Origin of the sequence: Amycolatopsis sp. cmx-4-54, from assembly GCF_046548895.1 — a bacterium.
Lineage (GTDB): Bacteria > Actinomycetota > Actinomycetes > Mycobacteriales > Pseudonocardiaceae > Amycolatopsis.
This window is the reverse complement of the sequence record NZ_JAEBEJ010000009.1, coordinates 116,960-141,905: the sequence shown is the minus strand read 5'-3', so window position 1 is coordinate 141,905 and position 24,946 is coordinate 116,960. Positions and strand designations below refer to the sequence as shown.

Genomic DNA, 24,946 nt, shown 5'->3' with positions numbered 1-24,946 from the left:
GATCGCACAGCGCCCCCGCTTCCGTTAGGTGTTCCTATCTGCTCCGTCAGCCGTTGAGCTTGGCTTCGGTCGAGACGCCGAGGTTCTTCAGGACACCACCGGTGACCTGGTAGACGTTGATCGCGTCCGTCGACGGTTCGCCGTTCTCCTTGAACTTGATCTGCTTCGAGGCACCCTTGAAGTCGATCGTCTTGAGGGCCTCGTTGATCTTCTCCGAGGTGTTGGCACCCGCCTTGACCGCGTTGATGATGGCGGTCGCGGCGTCGTAGCCCTCACTCGAGTAGATCGCCGGGTCGACGTTGAACGCGGCCTTGTACTTGGTGCTGAACTCGTCGGTGGAGCCGGCGTCCGGGATGTTGCAAGGGCAGCCGACGACGGCCTTCTCGGCGGCCGCGGCACCCGCACCGCTGATCAGCTGGGCGTCGAGCGAACCGTCACCGGTGGCGAAGGTGGCGGTCACGCCGCCGTCACGCAGCTGCTTGAGCAGACGACCACCCTGGGCGTAGTAGCCACCGAAGAGGATGATGTCCGGGTTCGCGGCCTTGACCTTCTGCACGGTCGAGGAGTAGTCCGACGCGTCCTTGGCGAACTTGTCGCGCTCGGACGGGACGTTCTTCTCCTTCAAGGTCTTCTCGAAGTTGTCCGCCAGGCCGACACTGTATTCCTGGTCGTCCGAGATGATGTAGGCCTTCTTGGGCGACTTCGCCGTGATGAGGAAGTTGGCGATGGCCGGGCCCTGGCTGGCGTCACTCGCGACGACACGGTGCCAGTACTTCCACCCGTTCGAGGACAGGCCCGCGTTGGTGGCCGAGGGCGAGACGCTCGGGATCTTGTTCTGCTCCAGCTGCCCGCCGATGGCCTTCGACTCACCGGAGAAGGCCGGTCCGATCAGGGCGGTGATCTTGTCCTGGCCGACGGCGGTCGCGATCAGCGACGTCGCCTGCTCGGGCTTGCCCTGGCTGTCGTATTCCTTGAGTTCCAGCTTCGTCGCCGGGTTCGTCTTGTTGTACTCGTCGATAGCGAGCTTGGCGCCGTTGCGGGGCGGGATCACGATCCCGGAGTTCTCACCGGTGAGGTCACCCATGAACCCGATCTTCAGCGTGCTGCTGTCACCGCTGCCGGACGAGCTGCTGCCGCCTGCACAGCCCGCCAGCGCCAGCGACGCAGCCGCCGCGACGGCGAAAACCCGTCCAAAACGCACTCCTGACACCGACTACCTCCCATGACCAACCAGCCGCCGGTAGGCGTTGCCCCCGACACAGGGGCTAGGTTAGGGCAGGAAGATATCCCCCTACGCCATGATCTGCCCAGACGCCCATCACTCTGTGTCCACATCGTGACGGTCGAAACCAGAACGAATTGCACGAAAAGGCGAATGTTGCCGGTTGGCGGGTCTTCGCTGGTCACGCTGGGGATTCACCGTTACCACGTCGATCATGCTCGTGGGTGATGACCATGTTTCGGCCGCGTATCTTGCGCTTTTTCGGCTCCTTCGTGGGCGGCCGTTCGTCGTAGCAATGCTGCCCCAAAGGGCGTCAACGGTGCCCCCTCTTCTCTTGTGCGATGACAACCGATGGTTGTCATGGCGGTCCGGACGGCTGTTGGATTCCGGCCCTGACCTCGCGATTGACTGTCCTTATGACGACGATGAGTGCCGAAGTGATCGAAGGTGTGGCCGCGGGAGTTCCGTTCGTGGCGGTGCCGCCGTCGGACGGGAAACGTCCGGCGCCGCTGGTGCTGACCTGGCATCTGCTGGGCGCGCCGTTCAGCGAGGCGGCCATGGCGGCGGCGCTGCCGATGCGGGAGCTGCCCGCGTGGCGGGTGCACCTCGGGTTGCCGCTGACCGGTAAACGGTTTCCCGCGGGTGGTTTCGAGGGCTTCTTCCGGCTCGCGAGCGAGGACAACGTGCTCAACGTCGTCGAACCGCTCACCAAGCAGGTCGAGGCGGAGTTCCCGGCCGCGGTGGCGGAACTGCGCTCCCGCCTGTCCATTGAGGACGGACCGGTCGGGCTGGTGGGCGGTTCGCAGGGCGGCGCGGTCGCGTTGCAGATGCTGACCCACCCGGAGATCCCGGTGGCGGCGGCCGCGCTGGTGAACCCCGTGACCCAGCTGGCGCCGGTGATCGCGGCGAACGAGCGGGTCTACGACGTCACCTATCACTGGTCGGACCGGTCTCGCGCGGTCGCGAACGAGTACGACTACGTGCGGCGGGCGGACGAACTGACCGCGCCGGTCCTGCTCGTCATCGGCGAGGAGGACGACGTTTCGATCACGGAACCGGCCGAGGCGTTGCACAAGGCGTTGGGGGAACGGCGATCCGAGCTCGTCACGATCCCGGGGATGGCGCACGGATTCGCCGAGGCTCCCGGCCTCGAACCCGCACCGCAGACGGCGCACGCGAAGCTGGTCGACGCCGAGCTCACGCGCTGGTTCGCCCGGCACCTAGGCAGTGTCCGGTAAGTCTGTTCGCGGTCTCCGCGCCCAGTCGGCCCCTGACGGCACGGGCGGTCCAGCCGAGTACAACCCGGTACGAGGCCGAACCGCCCGCACCGTCAGGAACACCTGGATCACGAAGCCCATCGAACAGACTTACCGGACACCGCCTAGCTGTTTGAGATCGTCGTCCGGCAGCCAGGATCGCGCGGGATCGTAGGTGCACCAACCTTCTTCGTGGCTGGTCCGGCCGGCGAGCGCCAGCAGGCGCCGCACGGCCGGGCCTTCGCCGCGCCGCCACACCACCGACCACGGGAAAAGCGGCGACGGCTCGAACGGCAGGACCCGCAGATTGAGGTCGGAGGCGAGATCCATGTCGGCGCCGGCGAGCGTGACCCGCTGCTTCCCGTAACGAGTCTGTTCCAGTGTGTGTCTGAGGTCGTAACTGACGCCGGAGTCGTCGATCGGGACGGCGAATTCTTTGCATAGGCGTTGCAAATAGGAAAGCCATTCGACCGGGCCGCCCAATTGCGGAATCCAGATGCCGTCATCCCGGAGATCGGACAATTTCAGGACATCGTTGCCCGCGAGCGGGTGTTCCGGCGCGAGAAGGGCGAACAGCGGTTCCAGCCGGACAAGCCGGTGTTCGAGTTCCGCGGGCACTTCGCGGCCGAGGTCCGCGACGCGGCCGAACGCGAGATCGATCTCGCCGCGGACCAAGGGGTCGAGGGCGTTGGCCAGTCCGCGTCCGGCGACGCGCTCGACCGCCAGCGCCGGGTCCCGCTGGGCGATGCGCCGCAGCATGTACATGGGGGAGAGGCGCGGATCGATGACATCGAGGCGGGGCGGGCGGTCCCGCAACCCCATCGCGGCGACCGCGGCGTCGGCCACGCGGATCAGTTCGCGCGCGTGGGGGAGGAACCGTTCGCCGTCACCGGTCAGCTCGACGGACCGGTTGGTGCGCCGGAAGAGCTGGACCGACAGGGTGTCCTCGAGCTTCCGGACGCGCTTCGACAGCGCCTGCTGGGTGAGGAACAGGGATTCCGCCGCGCGACCGAAATGGCCGTGGTCGGCGGTGGCGACGAACGCGCGCACCTGGGCCGTGTCGAGATCCACGCCCTGAAGTTACGTGAAGGCCCCCATCATGTACTCCTGGCGGCGCGGGAGGAGATGTCCGTGAAGGCCTCCTTGAGGGACTCTGGGTCCCTCAAGGAGGCCTTCACGGACATCCAGTGGGGCGAGAGCTCACATTCCCGGCGGCCGCTCCCGCACCACGCAGGTCAGCCGCGCCGTGCACGACCGGCGCCCCTGGTCGTCGGTCAGCACGATCTCGGCGGTCACGGTCCCGCGTCCGACGTGCACCGGGGTCGCGACACCGGTCACCCGCCCGGACCGGACCGCCCGGTGGTGCGTGCACGAGAGTTCGAGCCCCATCGTCGCCTTGTCGGTACCGGCGTTGAGCGCGCAGACCATCGAACCGAGCGCCTCGGCGACGACGGCGTTCGCGCCGCCGTGGAGGAGGCCGTAGGGCTGGAGGTTGCCCTCCACCGGGATGCTGCCCACGACACGTTCGGGACCGAATTCGCTGATCTCGAGCCCGAGCTTGTCGTTGAGCTGCTGTCCGGCGAAGGCCGGGTCGATCCCGGCGAAGGATTCGAGGGCTTGTTCGGTCACGCAACGCTCCTTAACATTCGTGCACCCGCGACCGCGTCGACTGGGCACACGTCATCGAGTTCTTCTCACGCCCTGCCTCCGGCCTGGCGAGTTTCCTGCGCCAAGGGGGCTGAGCGGCTCCGCCGACAGGCCGCAACAGACACGACAGGCAGGACTGTCGGACCCTCACCCTAGACTCGCTCCCGTGAGCCCGAGTGAGAACACGACCGTTGCCAACGCCACACCTGCCACCGCACAGGCCGAGCGGCCCAAACTGCTGCTGATCGACGGCCATTCGATGGCGTATCGCGCGTTCTTCGCGCTGCCCGCGGAGAACTTCAAGACGAAGACCGGGCAGACGACGAACGCGGTGTTCGGGTTCACCTCGATGCTCATCAACCTGCTGCGCGACGAGGCGCCGACCCACCTCGCGGTGGCGTTCGACCTCTCCCGCAAGACGTTCCGGTCGGAGACGTACGCGGACTACAAGGCCAACCGCAGCACCACCCCGGACGAGTTCAAGGGCCAGGTCGGGCTGGTCGAGGACGTGCTGAAGGTCCTCGGCATCCCGGCGCTGACCAAGGAGAACTACGAAGCCGACGACATCATCGCCACGCTCACGACACAGGCGACCGCCGAAGGTTTCGACGTCCTCATCTGTACGGGTGACCGTGACGCGCTCCAGCTGGTGACCGACCAGGTCACCGTGCTGTACCCGAAGCGCGGCGTCTCGGAGATGACCCGGTTCACCCCGGAGGCGGTCGAGGAGAAGTACGGCCTCACCCCGGCGCAGTACCCGGACTTCGCCGCGCTGCGTGGCGACCCCTCGGACAACCTGCCCAGCATCCCGGGCGTCGGTGAGAAGACGGCCGCGAAGTGGATCAGGCAGTTCGGGTCCTTCAACGAGCTGATCGACCGCGTCGACGAGGTCAAGGGCAAGGTCGGCGACGCGCTGCGCGAGCACCTCGGCGCGGTCATGCTGAACCGCCAGCTCACCGAGCTGATCCGCGACGTCGAGCTGGAGCTCGGCCCGACCATGCTCGAACTGCGCCCGTGGGACCGCGAGGCCGTCCACGCGCTGTTCGACGAGCTCGAGTTCCGCGTCCTGCGGGACCGGCTCTTCGCCACCCTGCAGAGTGCCGAGCCCGAGGCCGAGGAAGGTTTCGAGGTCAGCGGTTCGAAGCTCGCGCCGGGCGCGCTGACGGGCTGGCTGTCCGCGCACACTGGCCGGGACAAGCCCGTCGGCCTGGCGTTCCGCACCACCGGGGCGTCGGTCCGCTCCGACCTGAAGGCCATCACGTTCGCGGCCGCGGACGGCGAGGGCGCGTATGTCGACGTCACCGCGATGGACGCCGAGGACGACAAGGCGCTCACGGCCTGGCTCGCCGACGCCGAGATCCAGAAGATCGGCCACGAGCTCAAGGTCCCGCTGCACGCCGTCCGGGCCCGCGGCTGGGCGTTCGCCGGGCTCGTCATGGACACCGCGCTCGCGGCGTACCTGGTCCGCCCGGGGCAGCGCACCTTCGAGCTCGACGACCTGGCCTTGCGGTACCTGCACCGTGAGCTGCGGTCCGAGGCCGACACCGGGGACGGGCAGCTTTCGCTGCTCGACGGTGGCGCCGAGGACATGGAGCAGAAGGAGATCCAGGCCGAACTGGTCAAGGCCCGCGCGGTCGCCGAGCTCGCGGGAGCGCTGACCAAGGAGCTCGAAGAACTGGGCGGCGCGCAGCTGCTCGCCGAGCTCGAACTGCCGTTGCTTCAGGTGATCACCGGCCTCGAAGCGGCGGGTATCGCGGTCGACATCGAGCATCTGACGAACCTGGAAGCGCATTACCTCGGCCGGGTGACGCAGGCCGCGGAGGAGGCGTACGCGGTCATCGGCAAGCAGGTCAACCTCGGTTCGCCGAAGCAGCTGCAGGTCATCCTGTTCGACGAGCTCGGCATGCCGAAGACCAAACGCACGAAGACCGGTTACACCACCGACGCCGAGGCGCTGCAGAGCCTGTTCGAGAAGACCGAGCACCCCTTCCTGCAGCATCTGCTGGAGCACCGGGACGCGACCAGGCTGCGCACCACGGTCGAGGGCCTGATCAAGTCGGTCGCCGACGACGGCCGCATCCACACCACGCTGCTGCAGACGATCGCCGCCACCGGACGGCTCTCCTCGGTCGACCCGAACCTGCAGAACATCCCGATCCGCACCGAAGAAGGCCGCCGCATCCGTGACGCCTTCGTCGTCGGCGACGGATACGCCGAGCTGATGACGGCGGACTACAGCCAGATCGAGATGCGGATCATGGCGCATCTCTCGCAGGACGAGGGGCTGATCCAGGCCTTCAACAGCGGCGAGGATCTGCACACTTTCGTGGCGTCGCGCGCGTTCTCGCTGCCGCCGGAGGAGATCACGCCGGAACTGCGCTTCCGGGTGAAGGCGATGTCGTACGGCCTGGCGTACGGGCTTTCGGCGTACGGGCTTTCACAGCAGCTGCGGATCTCGACCGAAGAGGCCAAGGAGCAGATGGAGGCGTACTTCTCCCGTTTCGGCGGCGTGCGCGATTATCTCCATTCGGTCGTGGGCGACGCGGCGAAGGTCGGGTACACCGAGACGATCTTCGGCCGCCGCCGGTATCTGCCGGACCTCAACAGCGACAACCGGCAGCGCCGCGAAATGGCCGAGCGGATGGCGCTCAACGCCCCCATCCAGGGCAGCGCGGCGGACATCATCAAGGTCGCCATGCTCAACGTGCACAAGGCGCTGACCGAGGCGAAGCTGAAGAGCCGTGTGCTGCTGCAGGTTCACGACGAGCTCGTCCTCGAGGTCGCCGATGGCGAGCGCGAGCAGCTGGAAACGTTGGTGCGCCAGGGAATGGGCTCGGCCTACGAGCTGGCGGTCCCGCTGGAGGTCTCGGTCGGCTACGGCCGGTCCTGGAACGACGCCGCGCACTAGGCAAACGGGACCGAATGAGTGAACCCCCTGCCTCGAAGGCCGCTACCGCGGACGCGGGTTCACCGCCGGGCAATTAGGCCTCGTGAGTGGTAATGACGGTTCTGACCGTCATCACCACTCACGATCGGTAGGGTCGTTCGGGTGACTTCCGAGCGCAGACGCTGGCGGGTGCGGCTGCGCGATCACCGTGGGCGGATCCTGGGCGCCGGGACCATGCTCGACGGCGAACACCTCCTCACCTGCGCTCACGTCATCGAAGGCCACCACGACGTCGCCGTGGATTTCGTGGCGCTTCCCGGTGTGGAGTCAGGAATCGCCACGATCCTCGCGCAGGCGGCGCCCATCGGCGACGACGGCGGGGACATCGCGTTACTCCGGTTGCGGGGCCCCGAGGAACAGATCTCCGGCGCCCCGCTCCACCGGACGGCCCTCGAAGACGGGCAGCGGGTCCGCGCGTACGGCTTCCCGGCCGGTTCGGACGGCATGTGGTCGTTGGCGACCGTCGTCGGCGACGGCGGCCACGGGCTCGAGCGCGTCCAGCTGCACCGCACTCCGGACGCCGAGCCGATCACCCACGGCTTCAGCGGTTCCGCGGTGATCGCCGAGAAGACCGGGCACGTCGTCGGCATGGTCGCGACCCGGTACGCCACCGAGGCCGCCCGCGTCTCGTGGATGATCCCGGTCGAGACCATGCTCGGGTACCTGCCGGCCCTGCGCCGCTGGGCCGAAGGCAGCCCCGCGATCGACCCCGGTTTCGTGCGGTATCCGGAACCACCCGCGATCGATCCGCTGTTCGCCCGCGAATTCGCCCGCTGGCTCGGCGGGCACGGCCGGGCGGACGTCCGGGTGATCATCATGGGCGAGGACGATTCCGCCGTCGCCGCCTCGCTGCGGCGCGCCGTCGTGCTCGCCGACCGCGAACGTGGCGCCGGCCGGAGCGTGACCGGGCCGACGGTGCCGCCGCTGGGCAGTGTCGTGCTCGCCGTCGACGCGGTCGGCAAGACCGCCGACGAGGTCCGCCGCCGGATCTTCGATCGGCTCGACGTCGCCGCGGATTCGCCCGCCGGCCGTCACGGGTCCGCCCGCACCGTCGTCGTCTCCGGGATCGACGAAGCGGCCGAGCCCGACGCGCTCGTCGGTGAGGTACTCGTGCCGCTGGCCCAGCGCGCGCACGAACTCGGGCTGCGGCTCGCGCTGGCCTTCCGCGAGGAGACCTCGCCGGGGGTGAGCGTGGTCCGGTCGAGCACGGACGTCCTGCCGGCCGAGGAGGAGGACACCGAGGGCCGCCTCGCCCTGCTGGAAACCCGGTTGGGTGAACTCGACAGCCTGGAGAAGGAGAATCTGAGCGACGCGCCCCGCTTCTCCGACGCCCCGCACGTCCATCCCAAGGCACGACGGCTGAGAGGCGCGTTGACCCAACTGCGTTCGGCGGAGAAGGACGGCGACACCGAGTGGGTGAAACGGCAGCTTCCGGTCTGCGAGCGAGCCGTGGCCAAAACCGTCGAGCGTGCCCGCGACCTCCGTCGCCTCCTTGACGAGAACCTCGCGCGGCGCGCGGAATTGCGCGCCCGGCTCGACGCGTACGGGGAGATGGCCCGTAACAGCGGCCTTGTCGAAGACGTCGAACTGGATGCCGCCTACGCACCCGCCTGGCGGATGCTCTTCGAAGGACCATGTGACCTCGTGGCCTCGGCGGCGGCCGTCGAGCGGTACGCGGACACCGTCCGGAAACGGATCGACGGATGACGGCCTGCGGACACGACGGCTGCCCGGGTGTGCTCGGCAAGACCGGGTTCTGCAAGCTCTGCGGATTGCCGCCGGGGAAACCGGAAGAGTCCGCGCCGCGGGAGAAACCGACCCTGGTGATCCCCGGCCCCGGCGAGGCGCCGACCAGGATCACCGGCACGGTGGTCACCCGTTCCCAGCAGATCGCGGGCCACGCGAGCGCGGACGACCGGGTCCCGCTGCCGGCCGTCGAACTCCCGGACGTCGCGGGCCGCCTGCTCACCGAACCGCGTGTCCCGGAGGACGAACGGTTCTGCGGCAAGCACGGGTGCACCGCCACCCCGGTCGGCCGCTCGATCGGCGGCGGGCCCGCGCCCACCGAGGGGTTCTGCCCGGTCTGCCGGACGCCGTTCTCCTTCGCGCCCAAGCTCGCGGCCGGCGACGTGGTCGACGGCCGGTACCACGTGCTCGGCTGTGTCGCGCGCGGCGGACTCGGGTTCGTCTACCTGGCGACGGATTCCGGGCTCGGCGACCGGTACGTCGCGCTCAAGGGCCTGATCAACACGAACAACACCGCCGCCGTCCGGATCGCGGAGACCGAAAGCCAGGTGCTCACCGCGCTGGACCACCCGAACGTCGTCCGGATCCTCGACGTGGTCGAACACGAGGAACTCCGCTACATCGTCATGGAGTTCGTCGACGGGCTTTCCCTGCGGGAGGTCAAGAACCGCGGCCGGGCGGCGCTGGACTCCAGCGAAGGACGGCTGCTCGTCGAGCATGTCGTGGCGTACGGGCGCGAAATCCTGACCGCGCTGGACTACCTGCACGGCGAGGGCCTGCTGTACTGCGACATGAAGCCGGACAACGTGATCCACGGCGAGAAGCGGATCAAGCTCATCGACTTCGGCGCCATCCGCAAGATCACCGACGACGAAAGCCCGACCGTCGGCACCGAGCACTATCAGGTGTCCCCACGGGAACGGGCGAAACACGGGCTCACCGTCCGGTCCGACATCCACACCGTCGGCGTGACGTTGCGCGAGCTCTTCCAGGCCAGCGACGGCTGGTCGGTCACCACCGACGCGCGTGGCGTCCGGTTCGGCATCGAATCCTTCCTCCGTGTCCTCGACCGGGCGACCGCCCCGTTCGAGCAGCGGTTCGCGACCGCGCGCGAGATGCTGGTCCAGCTCGACGGCGTGCTCGGCGAGATCCTTTCCTTGCGGGACAAGCAATCCAGGCCCGCCGGTTCGACGCTGTTCGCCGAAGGGGCGGTCCTGCTCGACGCGGGTCTCGGCCAGGCGCCGCCGCTGGAGCACTGGACGCGGAGGACACCCGTCTCGCTCGGCGCGCGCCCGTCCGCCGCGGAGATCGCCGTCGGTCTCCCGGTGCCGCGCGAGGATCCGGACGACCCGCGGACGAACTTCCTGCGCGCCGTCCGGGCTCCCGACGCCGCGCGGCTGCTGAAGAAACTCGACAAGGTGCCGGGTTCGGTCGAGTTCGAGTTCCGCCGGTGCCGGGCGCACCTGGAACTCGGGGCGACCGTCGAAGGCGCGCTGGCGGTGGCGGAGGCCGAACGGCTGCTCGGCGAGCGCGCCGTCCACGACTGGCGAGTGGCGTGGCATCGGGGCCTGCTCGCGCTCGGCGCGGGCGATTTCGCCGCGGCCAAGGAGAAGTTCACCGCCGTGTACCGCGACATCCCCGGCGAGGAGCCGCCGAAACTCGCGCTGGGGCTCTGCGAGGAGCACCTCAACGGCGCGGCCGCCGCCGAACGGTACTACGACGCGTTGTGGGTGCGGGACCGGTCGCAGGTCAGTGCGGCGTTCGGGCTCGCGCGGGTCCGGCTGCTGCGCGGTAACCGCGCCGCCGCCGTCGAAATCCTCGACCAGGTCCCGGAGTTCTCGCGCTACGACGAGGCAGCGCGGATCGCCGGGGTGCGGGTGCTGTCCGCGCGGATGCCGGGGACGGGTGACCTCCCGGTGCCGGCCGAACTCGACGACGCCGTGGTCCGGCTGACCGCCTTGGACCTCGACGGCGACTCCCTCGACAGGCTGGTGACGGCCGTGCGCGAGACGGGGCTGGCCGCCGTGCTCCTCGGGCAGGACGGGATCACCGACGGCGAGCTCCTGCGAGCAGGCGAAACGGGCGCACGCACGGTGCTGGACAAGTCGTACCGGCGGCTCGCCCACCACACGCCGACGCCGGAAGCGCATGACGTGCTGATCGATCTAGCCAATTCCGTGAGACCGGTGACCTTGGTGTGACTTGGGGTGAAAGGGGACCGATGAGCGGGGAGCCGAGCCTGGGCCTCGAAGTGCACCAGAACAAGTTCCTGGCCGAGGGGGACCGGGCGATGACCGCGATCGTCCGGGTCGTCTCCCGCGGCGGTGCGGCGGCCGCGGCCACGACGGCCGCCGAAGTCCTGATGATCGACTGCTCCAGTTCGATGCGCTTCCCCAGCACCAAGATCGGCGAGGCCCGGCGGGCGGCGGCCGCGGCCATCGACGTCCTGCCGGACGGCGTGCGATTCGCCGTCATCCAGGGCACCGACCGCGCGAAGATGATCTACCCGGCCGAGGACGGCCTGGTGACCGCCTCCGCGACGACCCGGGCGGAGGCACGCGCCGCCGTCGAACACCTCGCGGCCGTCGGCGGCACCGCGATGGGCGCGTGGCTCGCCAAGGCACGCGACCTCTTCGATCTCGTGCCCGACGCCGTCCGCCACGCGATCCTGCTCACCGATGGCCGCAACGATTCGCAGACCAGGGCCGACCTGATGAGGGTGCTGAACACCTGCGAAGGCCGGTTCGTCTGCGACGCCAGGGGAATCGGCGACGGCTGGGAGCCGGCCGAACTCACCCAGATCGGCAGGGTGCTGCGCGGGAACGTCGACTCGGTCGTCGAGGACGACAAACTCGCCGAGGATTTCCGGCAGCTGGTGGAGAGCGCGCTGACGAAGGTGCTGCCCGAGGTCCGCCTGCGCGTCGGCACCATGCCGTTCAGCAGGCTGCGGTCGATCAAGCAGGTGTTCCCGGACGAATACGACCTCACCGATCGGTGCCAGGAGGTCGCCGTCCGCGAGCACGAGCTGTCGCTCGGTTCGTTCGCGAACGACGAGACGCGGGATTACCAGCTGATCCTGGATCTCGATCCGGACCTCGAACCCAGCCATGGACAGGATCGTCAGCTGGCGTGGACGGAACTCGTTCCCGTGCCGGGAGCCGCGGTGGAGGAGGACGCGCTGGCCATCGCGGGGAGGTGGACCCGCGACCCGATCCCGCCGACGCTGATTCACCCGATGGTTTCGAAATACGCCGCCCAGGCCGATCTCGGCGAGACGCTGACCTCGGGCGGTGACGCCTACGCTGCCGGAGACCGGGCCGGGGCCGAACGGGACTGGGGCCGGGCGGTCGCCTTGGCCACGGCCGCGGGCGACGAAGAGACGCTCAGCCGTCTCTCGGGGGTCGTGGAGATCGTCGACGCGGAGAAAGGGGTCGTGCGGCTGCGGCCGGACGCGACGCGCAGTCACGCGTTGCACGTCGTCATCCCGTCGAGGGTTTCGGAAATCGCTCTTCCGCAGGAGGATCGGCCGATGCCCGAAGGAGCACCGCTCACCTGTGCCGCCTGTCCCGCGCTTTCGCCCGCCGGGGCGAACTTCTGCGTCGGCTGCGGAAGACCGTTCGGAGAGGCGGTTTCGTGACGGCCACCCGGGTACGGCTGGTCCGGCTCCGCACCGCCCTGCTGGTGCTCACCCTCGCGGTACTGGTGGTGTCGCTGTGGGCGTTCCAGAACGTCCAGAACACGGCGGAGACCGTCCGCGACCGCACCGCGCACGCGGTACTCGAAGTGACCGCCGCGCGGGCCGCGCTGGTGGCCGCCGACGCCGCGGCGATCGCGAGCTTCGCCTCCGGCGAGGCGAGACTCGCCGGACCGGGGCAGGAGTACTCGAACCAGCTGGCGCTGGCGAGCCAAAGTCTCGCGAGGGTCGCGGAGTTCAACCAGGCGGGGGAGGAAGGCGGCAACGCGCTTCAGGTGATCGAAAGCCAGGTCGCGGCCTATTCGGGCTCCATCGGACAGGCCGACGTGCACTTCCGTCAGCCGGACGCCGCCGTACTGGGCGCCGTCGACCTCTGGCACGCGTCACGGTTGCTGCACGCTCCGGGCGGTGTCCTGGAGGAGCTGGAAGCGTTGCAGGGCAGGCAACGCGACGCGCTGAACCGGCAGCTGGCGTCCACCGGGATGAGCCTCGCGATGCTCCCGCTGTGGCTTCTGCCGGTACTCGCGCTCCTGGTGCTGCTGGTCCTCACTCAGCTGTATCTGAGGAAACGGTTCCGCCGCGTGGCGAACGTCCCGCTGCTCGCGGCGACCGTGCTGATCGCCGCCATCGGGATCGCCCTGGTGTTCACCCTGATCAGCCGTGACCGGCTGGACTCGGTGGGGGAGCGGCTCGACGGCGTCGCCGCCGCGCGGGCCACGCAGATCCAGGCGGCCGACGACGACGGCCAGCGGCGGCTCGCCGATCTGCTGGCCGGATACTGCGACGAGGAGCAGGGATGCGGGGTGACCGTCGACGGATTCCGGGAGCGGGCGCGGCAGGCCGCCACCCCGGTGACCGACAACACGCGGGTGGCCACGGCGGGTGCGAGGGCGGTGGCGGCCGACGCCTCCGCGGCGGCCGAATCCGGCGGGCGGGAGTTCCTGATCCCGGCGGGCACCCTGCTCGCGGGCGGACTCGTCCTGCTCGGCCTGCACGCCAGGATCGACGAATACCGGTACCGCCCGTGAAACGCCTGCTGGCCGTGGTGATGGCGCTGTCGCTGGTCGCGGGCGGCTGTTCGGCGTCGGCGGAGGACGGGCCGGTCGTCGTCCTCGCGTCCTGGACCGGTGAAGAGGAGAAGGCGTTCCGTCAGGTGCTGGACGCCTTCAAGGCCGACACCGGGATCGGCTACCTCTACGAGGGCACCCGGGCCGTCGACCAGGTGCTCGCTTCGGACGTCCAGCGCGGCACGCCGCCGGACGTGGCCGTGCTGCCCAACGCCGGGGTGCTGGCGAAGTACCAGAAGTCGGGTGATCTGCTGCCGCTCGACGACGCCCTCTCCGCCGCGGTGACCCGATCCTTCAGCCCCCAATGGGTCACCCTGCAGCAGATCGGCACCGAAAAGCTGTACGCGGTCGCCGTGAAGGCCGACCTCAAGAGCCTGATCTGGTACAACCCGGCGCGGCTGACCGGGATCCGCCCGACGACGTTCGCCGGGCTCCGGGACTACTCGGCCGGGCTGGCGGCCGCCGGCGGCACGCCCTGGTGCGTCGGGATGGGCGCCCCGCCTGCCTCGGGCTGGCCGGGAACCGACTGGATCGAGGACATCCTGCTGCACTCGGCGGGCCCCGACAAGTACCGGCAGTGGGCGTCCGGTGGCCTCGAATGGACGTCGCCGGAGGTCAGGCAGGCCTGGCTGGACTGGGGTTCCGTGTTCGAACCCACCGCGATCCGCGGCGGCACCGCGGCCGCGCTGCTGACCGATTTCGGCGACGCGGGCAAGCCGATGTTCGCCGACCCGCCCGGCTGCGCGCTCGAACACCAGGCGTCGTTCATCATGAGCCGCTACCAGAACTTCAAGCGACCGGATGGGACGTTCCCCAAGCCCGGCACCGATTTCGACTTCCTGACCTTCCCGGGACGCGACGTCTCCGAGGTCGCCGCCGACCTCGCCGGGATGTTCCAGGACACGCCCGGTGCGCGGAAGCTGATGGAATTCCTGGCCTCGGAGAAGGCACAGCGGATCTGGCCGTCGATCCCCCGCGCGAACGCCTTCTCCGCCAACCGGCAAGTCGGCCTCGACGTCTATCCGGATCAGGTGAGCAGGCGGGTCGCGGACACGATCACCTCGGCGTCCGCCCTGTGCTTCGACGCGTCGGACCTGATGCCCGCGACGATGACCGGCGCCTTCCACCGTGCCGTCCTGGAGTACCTGAGCAACCGGGACCGCCTGGACATCCTGCTGAGACAACTCGACGACGTCCGGGAGAGCATCCAGCCCGGCGAATGGTTGAAGATCCATTGTGGACAGTGAGGAGCATCGGTGAACGACCTGGCGCGGTTCCCCCTCGAAGGCGGCGGTTCGGTGGTCGTCGAGATCGACCCGGTCCCCGGTACCTCCCGGGTCTCCCGGCGTGACGACCTGGTCGAGGACGCCAAGGGCTCCTTCGAAGCGGCGCTCGCGAACGTCAAGGACGCGGCGGTGGCGGCACTGGACACCTTCCGGTCGATGACCAGGGGACCGGACGAGGTCGAGCTCAAGTTCGGCGTCAAGCTGACCGCGCAGGCAGGCGCCGTCATCGCGAAAACGGGCCTGGAGGGGAACTTCGAGGTCAAGCTGAAATGGACCCGAAACACCGAAGACGCGTGATTGAAGCCGTAACTCACGTGATTGAAGCCGTAACACGTGAGTTACGAGTCCGAGCACGCGAGTTACGGCTTCAATCACGCGAGTTACGGCTAGCGCCGAGGCCCCGGACCAGCACCATCACCGAGTCCCGCACGTCGGCCCGGGTCCGCTTCGGCTGGAACACCTGCCAGTCGAGGGCGACCACCAGCATCGTGCCGAACAACCCGGCCGCCGCCGTCGGGATCTGGACGCCGTCGGGCAACCGCCCGGCGGCGTCCAGCCGGTGGAGCTGCTCGCGCACGATCGAGATGATCTCCTCGCGCAGCAACGTCAGCGTCTCGTGCCAAGTGCCGGGCGTACGCCACATCTCGCTCACCAGGATCTGCGAGAAACCGGGGTATTCGGCGATGAACTCCAGCGCACCGTCCACTTGCGACTCGATGACGTCCATCGGGTCGCCGTCGCCGGTGGCCGCGCGCAGCCGGTCCGCGAGCACGCCGACGCCGTAGCGCAACAGCGCGTCGACAAGACCGTCCTTGCTGCCGAAGTTGTAGTAGACGGTGCCCTTCGCGACCTTCGCCTCGGCCGCGATGTCGTCCACCGTCAGGCCGACGAGGCCGCGGCTGGCGGACAGCCGCAGCGTCGCCTCGAACAGCTTCTGCTTCGTCGCCTCACCCCGGGGACTCACAACGCCAGCTCGGGTTTCAGCGCCGAAACCGTCCAGGTGCGCCGTTTCCGCGCCGCCAGCGTCGAGACCAGGATCCCGCCGACGAGATACGCGACCAGGACGCCGATGTCACCGAGGATCTCCATCGAGGCGCCACTGTAGAGCAGGTGCCGGAACCCGTCGATCGCGTAGCCCATCGGCAGCACGATGTGCAACGGGTACAACGCGTCCGGGATGGTCTGCCACGGGAACGTGCCGCCCGCGCTCACCAGCTGGAGCACCAGCAGCACCAGGCCGAGGAACTTCCCGACGGCACCGAAGAACGCGTTGAGCGCGTGCACCACGGACGTGAAGGTCAGCGACACCAGCACGGCGAACCCGATCGCGCCGAGCGGATGCGCGACGTCGATGCCGACCAGCCAGGTCACCGCGCCGAACAGCACGATCACCTGCGCGATCCCGAGCAGCGCCGAGGACAGCCAGCCGCCGAGCGCGACCTTGAACGGCGACGCGCCGGCGGTCAGCGCGCGGGTCGAGAGCGGGCGCAGCAACAGGAACAGCACGAACGCGCCGATCCAGGTCGCGAGCGAGATGAAGAACGGGGCGAGACCGGCGCCATATGTCCCCGCCGAGGCGACGCCGGAGGAGTTGACCGCCACCGGGTCGGCGATGGTGTTGGCGGTCGCCGCGCGGGTCGGGTCGTCCGGGTTCGGGATCTCCTTGAGCCCGGCGGCGAGCCCGTCGCGCAGCTGCACGGAACCGTCGGCGAGCTGGTTCGTGCCGGTGACCGCGGACTTCTCGCCGTCGTTCAGCTTCGCGGCTCCGTCACGGATCTGGTTCGACGCGTCGGCGGCCTGCGCGATGCCGCTGGTGAGCTGCGGCGTGGCCGAGGCCAGCTGGTGCGCGCCGTCGGACACCTGCCGGGCACCGGACGCGAGCTGGGCGAGCTGGCTGTTCGCGCCCTGGATCTTCGTGTTCGCCTGGTCGACCGGCGACCGGAGGGTGTCGAGGCGGCTCAGGATCTCCTGGACCTTCGTCTCGGGGACGCCGGCGTCGCGCAGGTCCTGCGCGAGCTGGGTGCGGTAACCGTCGAGTTTGGCCTGGATGTCCCCGGAGGCCGTCGCCGCGAGCGAGGCGGCGTCGGCGACCTTCTGGTTCCCGTCGGCGACCTGACCGGCGCCGTCGGCGAGCTTCTGCGTCTGCGCGGGGAGCTGGGCGGTGCTGGATTTCAGGGTGCCGAGCCCGGTCGCCAGCTGGGAGCTGCCGGAGGCGAGCTGGGAGGCGCCGTCCGCGAGTTGCTGCTGTCCCGACTTGAGCTTGCCCGCGCCGTCGGCGAGCTGCGAAGCGCCGGTCGAGGCTTCCTGGATCTTGCCGTAGATCGTGGAGAAACCGACCAGGAACTTGTCCGCGGCCTCGCTGCCGACCTTCTCCGCGATCGTCTTGCGGACCTGTTCGGCCACCTGTTTCGCGATGGTCCCGGACAGATAGTTGTTCGCGTCGTTGGTGGTCAGCGTGATCGTCGCCTGCTGGGGCTGGAAGTTGCCCGAGGACAGCAGCGCGGTGGAGAAGTCGCGCGGGATGCCGATCGCGAACGAGTACTTGTCGTCGCGGACGCCCTTCGCCGCCTCCTCCGGCGACACCTCGTGCCACTGGAAGGTGCCGGACTTGACCAGTTCGTCGGTGACCTCGCGGCCGACGTTGCGTTCCGCGCCTGCCGAGTCCTTCGCGCCGGTGTCCGAGGTGAAGACGGCGGCGGGCAGCTTGTCCAGCCGCGAGTACGGGTCGTAGTTCGCGTAGAGGTAGAAGGACGCGTAGAGCAGCGGCACCAGGACGAGCGCGGCCATGGCGAGCTTCGGCAGGGTGCCGCTGCTCAGCCGGCGCAGCTCGTTGGCGGCGATCCGGACGGGGTTCATTCCTGGTCTCCTGAAGTCTTTTCGATCTCCGCGGTGGCGTCCGGCTCGGGCTCGACGGGCGCGCAGCGCACGGGGTCGGGCTGGTCGAGGGCGCCGCAGAGGGCAGGTTTCTCCGGCAGGGCCGAAACCGGGGTGGTGGCGGTCAGCACGATGACGGCGAGACCGCGCTCGGCGTGCTCGCGGGCGAGCTTCGCCCAGCTGCCGACGTCGCTGGTGTGCCGGTCCGGGGTGTCGAGCACGAGGACACCGACCCCCTTGCGGTCGGCGGCCAGCGCGGTGAGCAGCCGCGTGCGCGTCACCGGTTCGAGGTTCTCGAAGCGGGTGGTGGCGTAAGCGGCGGCGTCGTGTTCGGCCAGCCAGCTCGCGACGGCAGCCTTGTTCGCCGGGCGCTTCGCCAGTTCGAGTTCCTCACCGACGACGACCTGCAGCGACAACGCGCCGTCCGGCTCGCTCACGCCGGGGGAGTCGACGATCGCCACGACCTTCCGCGGGTCGCCGCCCTCGACGGTCACCGTCCCGGTGGCGGGCTTCAGCCTGCCCGCCAGCGCCAGCCCGAAGGCGGTGACGCCGACCCCGGGCTCGCCGTGCACGATCGCCAGCTCACCACCCGAAACGGTGAGCGAAGTAGGCGACAGCAACGTGCCGTGGGGTCCGGTCACGGACACCCTGTCGGCTTGAACCCGCACGAAGAACTCCCAGGTCGGTGACTCGCGGAACTTGAACTGACTGGTCAGTTCAAAAGTTAGCCCTGACCTGGGAGGGATACAACCGTGGGGGGCTCATGTCACACGCAAGAGTGACGAAACCCCCGCAAACCGGACGGCTAGCGCAGGGCCGAAGCCGGATGGACCTCCCAGGACGTCCACAGTGGACGATAACCCTGGCGGTGCCAGAACACCGAGGAAAGCGGGTTGGTCGGGTTGTAGTAGAGGTACGTGCCGTCCGCGCCGCCGGCGGCGAACTCCTCGTGCACCGCCGCCATCAGTGTGCGGCCGAGGCCGCTCCCGCGCAGGGCGGGCACGGTGACGACGTTGTTGACGTATCCCCAGTGGCCGTGGGGGAGGAGTTCGGCCTCGGCCGACCCCGGTGACGACGTGATCCAGGCGCCGTGCGCGAACGCGGCGATACGGGCGTCCCGTTCGGCCAGCCACAGCAGCGGGCGATCCTTGTCCAGGGCGAGTTCCAGTGCCGGGGCGAGTAGTTCGGCGGCGTTCGGGCGGTGCCGGGTGGCGACCTGGCCGATGTAGTCGTGCGTCGACACGGCAAGCTCGAGCAGGGTGTCGAAGTCGTCGTGCCGGGCGCGGCGGACGGTCACCCCGTCGGCGCCCGGATCGCCGCGACGGCGCCCGGTGCGCACGGCGAGCGCGGACATCGGCACCAGCCCGTGGTCGAGGAAGGCGCGGATCGCCTCGGCGTCCCGGCTCGGCCAGTTGATCACGCAGGACGAGTCCTCGCCGGATGTCTCGGCGTCCATCCGTGTCCGCCACGCGCGCAGCAGCACGTCCATGCCCTCGGTGCCGGTGTTCCCGACGAACGGGAACAGGTGCCGCGCGTCGGCGGCGGACCAGAGCAGGGTGACGTCGTCCGGACCGTGCAGCTGACGTTGCACCACGCCGGTGACCTGGACGCCCGCCGCCGTGGCGGCGTCCACCCGCTCGCCGCCGGCCGGGGGCGGCGCGGCTTCGGGCAGGAGCCGGTCGATCGCGGCGAACCGGGCGCGGTGCGCGTCGAGCAACGCCTTCTCGATTTCCATCCCGTCCCCAGGGTCGACCGCTACCGCAGGGCCGAGGCGGGGCAGACGGCCCACGTCGTCCACAGTGGACGATAACCCTGCCGGTGCCAGAACACCGGGGAGAGCGGATTGGCCGGATTGTACGAGACGAAGGTGCCGCGCAGTGACGGCGAGAACAGCTCGTCGTGCGCGACGGCGGTCAGCGCGCGTCCGATCCCTCGCCCCCGCGCGGCCGCGGTCACCGCGAGCGTGCCGACGTAGCCCCACTCGCCCGGCGGCAGCCGACCGGCGAGCGCGTCACCGGGGATCGGGGAGCGCTTTCCGGTGGTCACCATTCCCACCGTGACGCCCCCCTCTTCGGCGATCCAGACCCGGCCGCCGAACTGCAGGCCGCGCCGGACCTCCTCGGCGAGCAGCGCCTTGGCCCCCGGCCGGACGACACCGTGGCCGACCAGCGAGGTGTAGCGAAGTTCTTCGAAGCGCAGGCCGACGATCTCTTCCAGGTCGCCGTGGGTCGACGCGCGGATGCTCACGCCGGGGACGGAACAGGTCTCACCCGCGGCGGGCGCGCGGACGGCCAGCGCCAGTTGCGGCGCGAGCCCGTGGTCGAGCAGGGTCCGCGACACCGCGACGTCACGGCTGGGCCAGGTGACCGTGCACGAGGAATCGGGTTCGGCGTCGTCGAGCGCGATCCGTTCGCGCCAGGCGGAGAGCAGCGCGCTCATCCCCGCCCCGGCGTCGGGCGGGAGGATCGCGGAGAGGATCCGCAGCTGAGCCGGGCTCCAGAGCCGTTGCCAGGAACCCGCCGCGAACCGCACGTGCGCGATCGTCCCGAAGGCGCCACCGGCCTCGACGGGGTCTCCGGCCGGGAGCGGGGGCGGCGGCGGGATCATCGGGTCGAGTGCGGCGAACCGCGCCCGCTGCCGCTCCGCCGCCGGGGTCATCCCCGCTGGGTGCAGAAGATCGCCGTGCCGGGGAACAGCTTGCCGCGCAACGGGCTCCACTGCCCCCACGTGCGGGAGTGGCCCTCCGGCCAGGCGGGCTCGATGAGGTCGGTCAGCGCGAACCCGGCGTCGGCGAGCGCGCGGACGTAGTCGCCGAGGGTGCGGTGGTATTCGACGTAGGTCGCGATGCCCTCTTCGTCGACCTCGACGTAGGGCGTGCGGTCGAAATACGGCTGGGTGACGGTGAGGCCCTGCGGACCGGGGTCGTCGGGGAAGATCCAGCGCATCGGATGGGTCACCGAGAACACCCAGCGGGCCCCCGGCCGGAGCACCCGGCGCACTTCGGCGAACACGACGTCCACCGAGGCCACGAACGGGACCGCGCCGAAGGCCGAACAGGCCGCGTCGAAGCTCGCGTCGGCGAACGGGAGCGACTCCGCCGTCGCCTGCACGAGCGGGACGGGGGTGCCGGTCCGTTCGTTGCCCTCCCTCGCGTGCCGGAGCATGCCGCCCGACAGATCGGTCGCCACCGCGTCGGCGCCCTGCGCGGCGAGCCAGCGCGAGCACGCCGCCTGTCCGCAGCCGACCTCGAGGATCCGCTTGCCGCCGACTTCACCCAGAAGTGCGACGTCGGCCTCGCGGACACCTTCGGGGCACCAGACGAAGTCCGCGTCGCCGAGGAAGCCGCCGTGGGTGGCTTGGTAGTCGTCGGCGTCGGCGTCCCACCACGCCAGGTTCGCGGCGGTGGCCTCCGGCGCCGAGACCGCCCGATAGGCGACCCCCGCGGTGCCGAGCCGCTCCACGGCCTCTGCGTGCCGTTCGGGCTCGGTGACGGACTGCTGGCTCAAACCGATATCCTTTCCCCAGGTCAGGGCTTCGCGGGACAGTTTATCCGCCCGCCGTGATCGTGGGGGCGACCCTGATTGTGCCGTGTACAGGGGGCCGCGTAGGATATCTGTTAGCGCAGTGGGTTCGCGCTACTCTTTCCCCCGGTTCGCTCAGCGTCCGGGTCAGGGGGTCGCGTACCGGATGCGGTGATGCTCGCGGTCGTTCCCTGTGGACGTTTGCTTATGTGGTCGCCTCATGCCGGAAGAGCCCATGGTGCCCTAACCGCAAACCCACTACTTCCCATCCACCGGAGCAACCCGCCTAATGACGACCGACACCGCCACCGCCCCGACCGCCCCCGTTGGGGCCCCGCAAGTCGCTATCAACGACATCGGGTCGGAGGAAGACTTCCTCGCTGCGATCGACAAGACGATCAAGTACTTCAACGATGGCGACATCGTCGAAGGAACCATCGTCAAGGTCGACCGTGACGAGGTCCTGCTCGACATCGGCTACAAGACCGAGGGTGTCATCCCCTCGCGCGAGCTCTCCATCAAGCACGATGTCGACCCGGCTGAGGTTGTCACCGTCGGCGATGAGGTCGAAGCCCTGGTCCTCCAGAAGGAGGACAAGGAAGGCCGTCTGATCCTGTCCAAGAAGCGTGCGCAGTACGAGCGCGCCTGGGGCACGATCGAGGAGCTCAAGGAGAAGGACGAGCCCGTCAAGGGCACCGTCATCGAGGTCGTCAAGGGCGGCCTCATCCTGGACATCGGCCTGCGCGGCTTCCTGCCGGCGTCGCTGGTCGAGATGCGCCGCGTGCGCGACCTGCAGCCGTACGTCGGCCGCGAGCTCGAGGCGAAGATCATCGAGCTGGACAAGAACCGCAACAACGTGGTCCTGTCCCGCCGCGCCTACCTGGAGCAGACCCAGTCCGAGGTGCGCAGCGAGTTCCTCAACGCGCTCGCCAAGGGCCAGGTCCGCAAGGGCGTCGTGTCGTCCATCGTCAACTTCGGTGCCTTCGTGGACCTGGGTGGCGTCGACGGCCTGGTGCACGTCTCCGAGCTGTCCTGGAAGCACATCGACCACCCGTCCGAGGTCGTCGAGGTCGGCCAGGAGGTCACGGTCGAGGTTCTGGACGTCGACATGGACCGCGAGCGCGTCTCGCTGTCGCTGAAGGCGACCCAGGAAGACCCGTGGCGTCAGTTCGCCCGCACCCACGCGATCGGCCAGATCGTGCCGGGCAAGGTCACCAAGCTCGTCCCGTTCGGTGCGTTCGTGCGCGTCGAGGAGGGCATCGAGGGCCTGGTGCACATCTCCGAGCTGGCCGAGCGCCACGTGGAGATCCCGGAGCAGGTCGTCCAGGTCAACGGCGACGTGATGGTCAAGGTCATCGACATCGACCTCGAGCGTCGTCGCATCTCGCTGTCGCTGAAGCAGGCGAACGAGGGCGTCACGCCGGAGACCGAGTTCGACCCCACTCAGTACGGCATGGCCGCCGAGTACGACGCCGAGGGCAACTACATCTACCCCGAAGGCTTCGACCCGGACACCCAGGAGTGGCAGGAAGGCTTCGACAAGCAGCGTGAGGAGTGGGAGCGTCAGTACGCCGAGGCTCACACCCGCTACGAGGCTCACATGAAGCAGGTCCAGAAGGCCGCCGAGGCAGACGCCGAGGCCGCCGCGGACGCCGCGACCGGTGTCACCTCCAGCGACTCGGGCGAGCAGAGCTACACCTCCGCTCCGGCCGAGGCCAAGAGCGGTGGCACGCTCGCCAGCGACGAGCAGCTCGCGGCTCTCCGCGAGAAGCTGTCGGGCGGCGCGTGATCCAGGCGCTCAGCCATTAGCTGACAGACAGCGGCCCCGGTCCACTTTTCGGACCGGGGCCGTTTTCTTGCCCGCATTTCGTCCTCTGGATGCGTTCCTTGCACGCGCGACTACCGCATTCAGAGGACTGAATGCGGTAGAGGGGAAGCGGGGGTCAGGAGGTGGCGGTCCGGACGGACGGGACCGACGGCACCCAGATGCGTTCGAGCGCCGCGGCGCGGGCCTTGCGGCGGAGTCCGGCGAAGCTGTGCTGGGCGGGAACGAGGAGCGCGCTCAGCCATGTGCGCCGGTATTCGGCGAGGGCGTCGGCCACGGGACGATGAAGGACACAGTGCACCAGGCCCGGCGTTCCGAGCCGGTGCCTTCCGGCGGGCTTACCGTCTGCCATCGTTCCTCCGTGTGGGCTACCTTCGCCGCGCACGGTACGCAATCAAGCCCCCGAAGCCCGGTAACCGACCGGCGTGTCACTCGGAAAGGTTGAGTCTCGCGTCACTATGAACTTGCCTTTTGGATCGGTCTGTGCCGGATGTGCGCATCCCGTGACCCTGCGCGGTCGGCCCTGATCGCGCCACTAGGCTGCTCGACATGCTGCGTGTGGGCCTGACCGGCGGGATCGGCGCCGGAAAATCGACGGTGGCGAACCGGCTTTCCGAGCACGGCGCCGTCCTCATCGACTCCGACAAGATCGCCAGGGAGGTCGTCGAGCCGGGGACACCGGGGCTCGCCGAACTCGTCGAGGCGTTCGGGGAAGACATCCTCGCCGCCGACGGCGCGCTGGACCGGGCCGCGCTCGCCGCCAAGGCGTTCGCCGGCGAAGAATTCCGCAAGCGGCTGAACTCGATCGTCCATCCGAGGGTCGGTGCCAGGACGGCCGAGCTGATGGCGGCCGCCGCGCCGGACGCGATCATCGTCCACGACATCCCGCTGCTGGTTGAAGGCGGGCTCGCGCCGATGTACCACCTCGTCGTCATGGTCGACGCGCCGGAGGAGGTCCGGGTCCGCCGTCTGGTCGAGGCGCGCGGGATGGCCGAGAACGACGCGCGCGCCAGGATCAAGGCGCAGGCCACGACCGACCAGCGCCGGGCGGTGGCCGACGTCTGGTTCGATAACAGTGGTGCGCCCGACATCGTGCTCGCCGAGGTCGACGCGCTGTGGGCGGACAGGCTGACGCCGTTCGAGGCGAACGTCCGGCTCCGCAAGCCGCGTGCGCCGATGTCGCCGAAGATCGCGCCGTACGACGAGACCTGGCCCGTGCAGGCCGAACGTGCCCTCGCACGGGTCCGCGTGGTGGTGGGTGACGACGCCGTGCGGGTCGATCACATCGGTTCGACCTCCGTGCCGGGTCTGCCCGCCAAGGACATCCTCGACCTCCAGCTGACGGTGTCCACTTTGGACAAGGCCGACGAACTGGCCGGCGCGCTCTCCGACGCGGGGTTCCCGCGGGCGGAGGGGGAGTGGTTCGACGACGCGCACGGTGAAGAGGGCACCTGGCCCAAGCGGTTCCACTTCGGTGGCGACCCCCGCCGCCCGGTCAACCTGCACGTCCGCTCCCAGGAGACGCCGGCCTGGCGGCTCGCGCTGCTGTTCCCGGAATGGCTGCGGCAGAACCCGGACGAGCGTGACGCCTACGCGGCGGTCAAGAACGCCATGGCCGCGAAGCACGCCGGCGACGGAACAGTCGAGCTGTACACCGACGAGAAGCAGGTCTGGGTAGACGCGGCTTTCACCCGTGCCGACGTGTGGGCGGACTCGACCGGCTGGAGCCCCTAGCGCGTGTTTCACAAGTCTTGTTCGCGGTCTTCGCGCCCAGGCGGTCCCTGACGGCACGGGCGGATGCGGCCGAGTACGACCCGGTACGAGGCCGATCCGCCCGCACCGTCAGGAACCACCTGCATCA

General features: G+C 69.4%; 20 protein-coding genes. 10 read left to right on the top strand and 10 right to left on the bottom strand.

The window, feature by feature from the left end:
- Positions 1 to 46: 46 nt before the first annotated feature.
- On the bottom strand, positions 47 to 1,201 hold the full coding sequence (locus tag ACLJQ7_RS27820; protein WP_410651103.1) for a branched-chain amino acid ABC transporter substrate-binding protein: 1,155 nt from the start codon (positions 1,199 to 1,201) through the stop codon (positions 47 to 49).
- A gap of 437 nt (positions 1,202 to 1,638) precedes the next feature.
- On the opposite strand from ACLJQ7_RS27820, the gene ACLJQ7_RS27815 reads away from it, so the two are divergent.
- Positions 1,639 to 2,460, top strand: coding sequence for an alpha/beta hydrolase family protein (locus ACLJQ7_RS27815; RefSeq protein WP_410651102.1), 822 nt, complete (start codon positions 1,639 to 1,641; stop codon positions 2,458 to 2,460).
- 129 nt (positions 2,461 to 2,589) lie between these two features.
- Here ACLJQ7_RS27815 and ACLJQ7_RS27810 read toward each other — a convergent pair whose 3' ends face one another.
- Together ACLJQ7_RS27810 and ACLJQ7_RS27805 are read right to left on the bottom strand one after the other, a co-directional pair.
- Entirely contained in the window at positions 2,590 to 3,549 is a 960-nt protein-coding gene (locus ACLJQ7_RS27810) for a LysR family transcriptional regulator (protein ID WP_410651101.1), read from the bottom strand.
- Positions 3,550 to 3,678: 129 nt separating this feature from the next.
- The gene (locus tag ACLJQ7_RS27805) at positions 3,679 to 4,107 is read right to left on the bottom strand and encodes a PaaI family thioesterase (protein ID WP_125682237.1); all 429 of its coding nucleotides are present in this window, start codon (positions 4,105 to 4,107) and stop codon (positions 3,679 to 3,681) included.
- Positions 4,108 to 4,291: 184 nt separating this feature from the next.
- On the opposite strand from ACLJQ7_RS27805, the gene polA reads away from it, so the two are divergent.
- The 7 genes from polA to ACLJQ7_RS27770 all read left to right on the top strand — a co-directional run bounded on the left by polA (position 4,292) and on the right by ACLJQ7_RS27770 (position 15,162).
- The gene (gene polA / locus ACLJQ7_RS27800) at positions 4,292 to 7,033 is read left to right on the top strand and encodes a DNA polymerase I (protein ID WP_410651100.1); all 2,742 of its coding nucleotides are present in this window, start codon (positions 4,292 to 4,294) and stop codon (positions 7,031 to 7,033) included.
- A gap of 141 nt (positions 7,034 to 7,174) precedes the next feature.
- On the top strand, positions 7,175 to 8,779 hold the full coding sequence (locus ACLJQ7_RS27795) for a serine protease (RefSeq protein ID WP_410651099.1): 1,605 nt from the start codon (positions 7,175 to 7,177) through the stop codon (positions 8,777 to 8,779).
- Entirely contained in the window at positions 8,776 to 11,019 is a 2,244-nt protein-coding gene (locus ACLJQ7_RS27790) for a tetratricopeptide repeat protein (RefSeq protein WP_410651098.1), read from the top strand. Before ACLJQ7_RS27795 ends, ACLJQ7_RS27790 begins: the two co-directional genes overlap by 4 nt.
- A gap of 20 nt (positions 11,020 to 11,039) precedes the next feature.
- The gene (locus tag ACLJQ7_RS27785) at positions 11,040 to 12,455 is read left to right on the top strand and encodes a VWA domain-containing protein (RefSeq protein WP_410651097.1); all 1,416 of its coding nucleotides are present in this window, start codon (positions 11,040 to 11,042) and stop codon (positions 12,453 to 12,455) included.
- The gene (locus ACLJQ7_RS27780; RefSeq protein WP_410651096.1) at positions 12,452 to 13,540 is read left to right on the top strand and encodes a hypothetical protein; all 1,089 of its coding nucleotides are present in this window, start codon (positions 12,452 to 12,454) and stop codon (positions 13,538 to 13,540) included. The genes ACLJQ7_RS27785 and ACLJQ7_RS27780 overlap by 4 nt, the downstream gene beginning before the upstream one ends.
- A complete protein-coding gene (locus tag ACLJQ7_RS27775) occupies positions 13,537 to 14,826 on the top strand; it encodes an ABC transporter substrate-binding protein (protein ID WP_410651095.1) in 1,290 nt (429 codons plus the stop codon). The genes ACLJQ7_RS27780 and ACLJQ7_RS27775 overlap by 4 nt, the downstream gene beginning before the upstream one ends.
- A 9-nt stretch (positions 14,827 to 14,835) precedes the next feature.
- On the top strand, positions 14,836 to 15,162 hold the full coding sequence (locus ACLJQ7_RS27770) for a CU044_2847 family protein (RefSeq protein WP_410651094.1): 327 nt from the start codon (positions 14,836 to 14,838) through the stop codon (positions 15,160 to 15,162).
- Between the two features lie 70 nt (positions 15,163 to 15,232).
- On the opposite strand, the gene ACLJQ7_RS27765 is transcribed toward ACLJQ7_RS27770, so the two are convergent.
- From ACLJQ7_RS27765 to ACLJQ7_RS27740, 6 genes are all read right to left on the bottom strand, one after another.
- Complete coding sequence (locus ACLJQ7_RS27765; protein ID WP_410651093.1) at positions 15,233 to 15,829, bottom strand: TetR/AcrR family transcriptional regulator; 597 nt, start codon at positions 15,827 to 15,829, stop codon at positions 15,233 to 15,235.
- A complete protein-coding gene (locus ACLJQ7_RS27760) occupies positions 15,826 to 17,721 on the bottom strand; it encodes a YhgE/Pip family protein (RefSeq protein ID WP_410651092.1) in 1,896 nt (631 codons plus the stop codon). The genes ACLJQ7_RS27765 and ACLJQ7_RS27760 overlap by 4 nt, the downstream gene beginning before the upstream one ends.
- Entirely contained in the window at positions 17,718 to 18,407 is a 690-nt protein-coding gene (locus tag ACLJQ7_RS27755; RefSeq protein WP_410651091.1) for an ABC transporter ATP-binding protein, read from the bottom strand. Before ACLJQ7_RS27755 ends, ACLJQ7_RS27760 begins: the two co-directional genes overlap by 4 nt.
- A gap of 137 nt (positions 18,408 to 18,544) precedes the next feature.
- On the bottom strand, positions 18,545 to 19,474 hold the full coding sequence (locus tag ACLJQ7_RS27750) for a GNAT family N-acetyltransferase (RefSeq protein ID WP_410651348.1): 930 nt from the start codon (positions 19,472 to 19,474) through the stop codon (positions 18,545 to 18,547).
- A gap of 20 nt (positions 19,475 to 19,494) precedes the next feature.
- Positions 19,495 to 20,397: a GNAT family N-acetyltransferase gene (locus tag ACLJQ7_RS27745; RefSeq protein ID WP_410651090.1), complete on the bottom strand. Its 903-nt coding sequence runs from the start codon at positions 20,395 to 20,397 to the stop codon at positions 19,495 to 19,497.
- Entirely contained in the window at positions 20,394 to 21,245 is an 852-nt protein-coding gene (locus tag ACLJQ7_RS27740; protein WP_410651089.1) for a class I SAM-dependent methyltransferase, read from the bottom strand. Before ACLJQ7_RS27740 ends, ACLJQ7_RS27745 begins: the two co-directional genes overlap by 4 nt.
- 304 nt (positions 21,246 to 21,549) lie before the next feature.
- On the opposite strand from ACLJQ7_RS27740, the gene rpsA reads away from it, so the two are divergent.
- Positions 21,550 to 23,049, top strand: coding sequence for a 30S ribosomal protein S1 (gene rpsA / locus ACLJQ7_RS27735; protein WP_410651088.1), 1,500 nt, complete (start codon positions 21,550 to 21,552; stop codon positions 23,047 to 23,049).
- A gap of 154 nt (positions 23,050 to 23,203) precedes the next feature.
- Here rpsA and ACLJQ7_RS27730 read toward each other — a convergent pair whose 3' ends face one another.
- Positions 23,204 to 23,437, bottom strand: coding sequence for a hypothetical protein (locus ACLJQ7_RS27730; protein ID WP_410651087.1), 234 nt, complete (start codon positions 23,435 to 23,437; stop codon positions 23,204 to 23,206).
- A 197-nt stretch (positions 23,438 to 23,634) separates the two neighbouring features.
- On the opposite strand from ACLJQ7_RS27730, the gene coaE reads away from it, so the two are divergent.
- Positions 23,635 to 24,819 (top strand): dephospho-CoA kinase, encoded by a 1,185-nt coding sequence (gene coaE / locus ACLJQ7_RS27725; RefSeq protein WP_410651086.1) that lies wholly within the window; start codon positions 23,635 to 23,637, stop codon positions 24,817 to 24,819.
- The last annotated feature ends 127 nt before the right edge of the window (positions 24,820 to 24,946 follow it).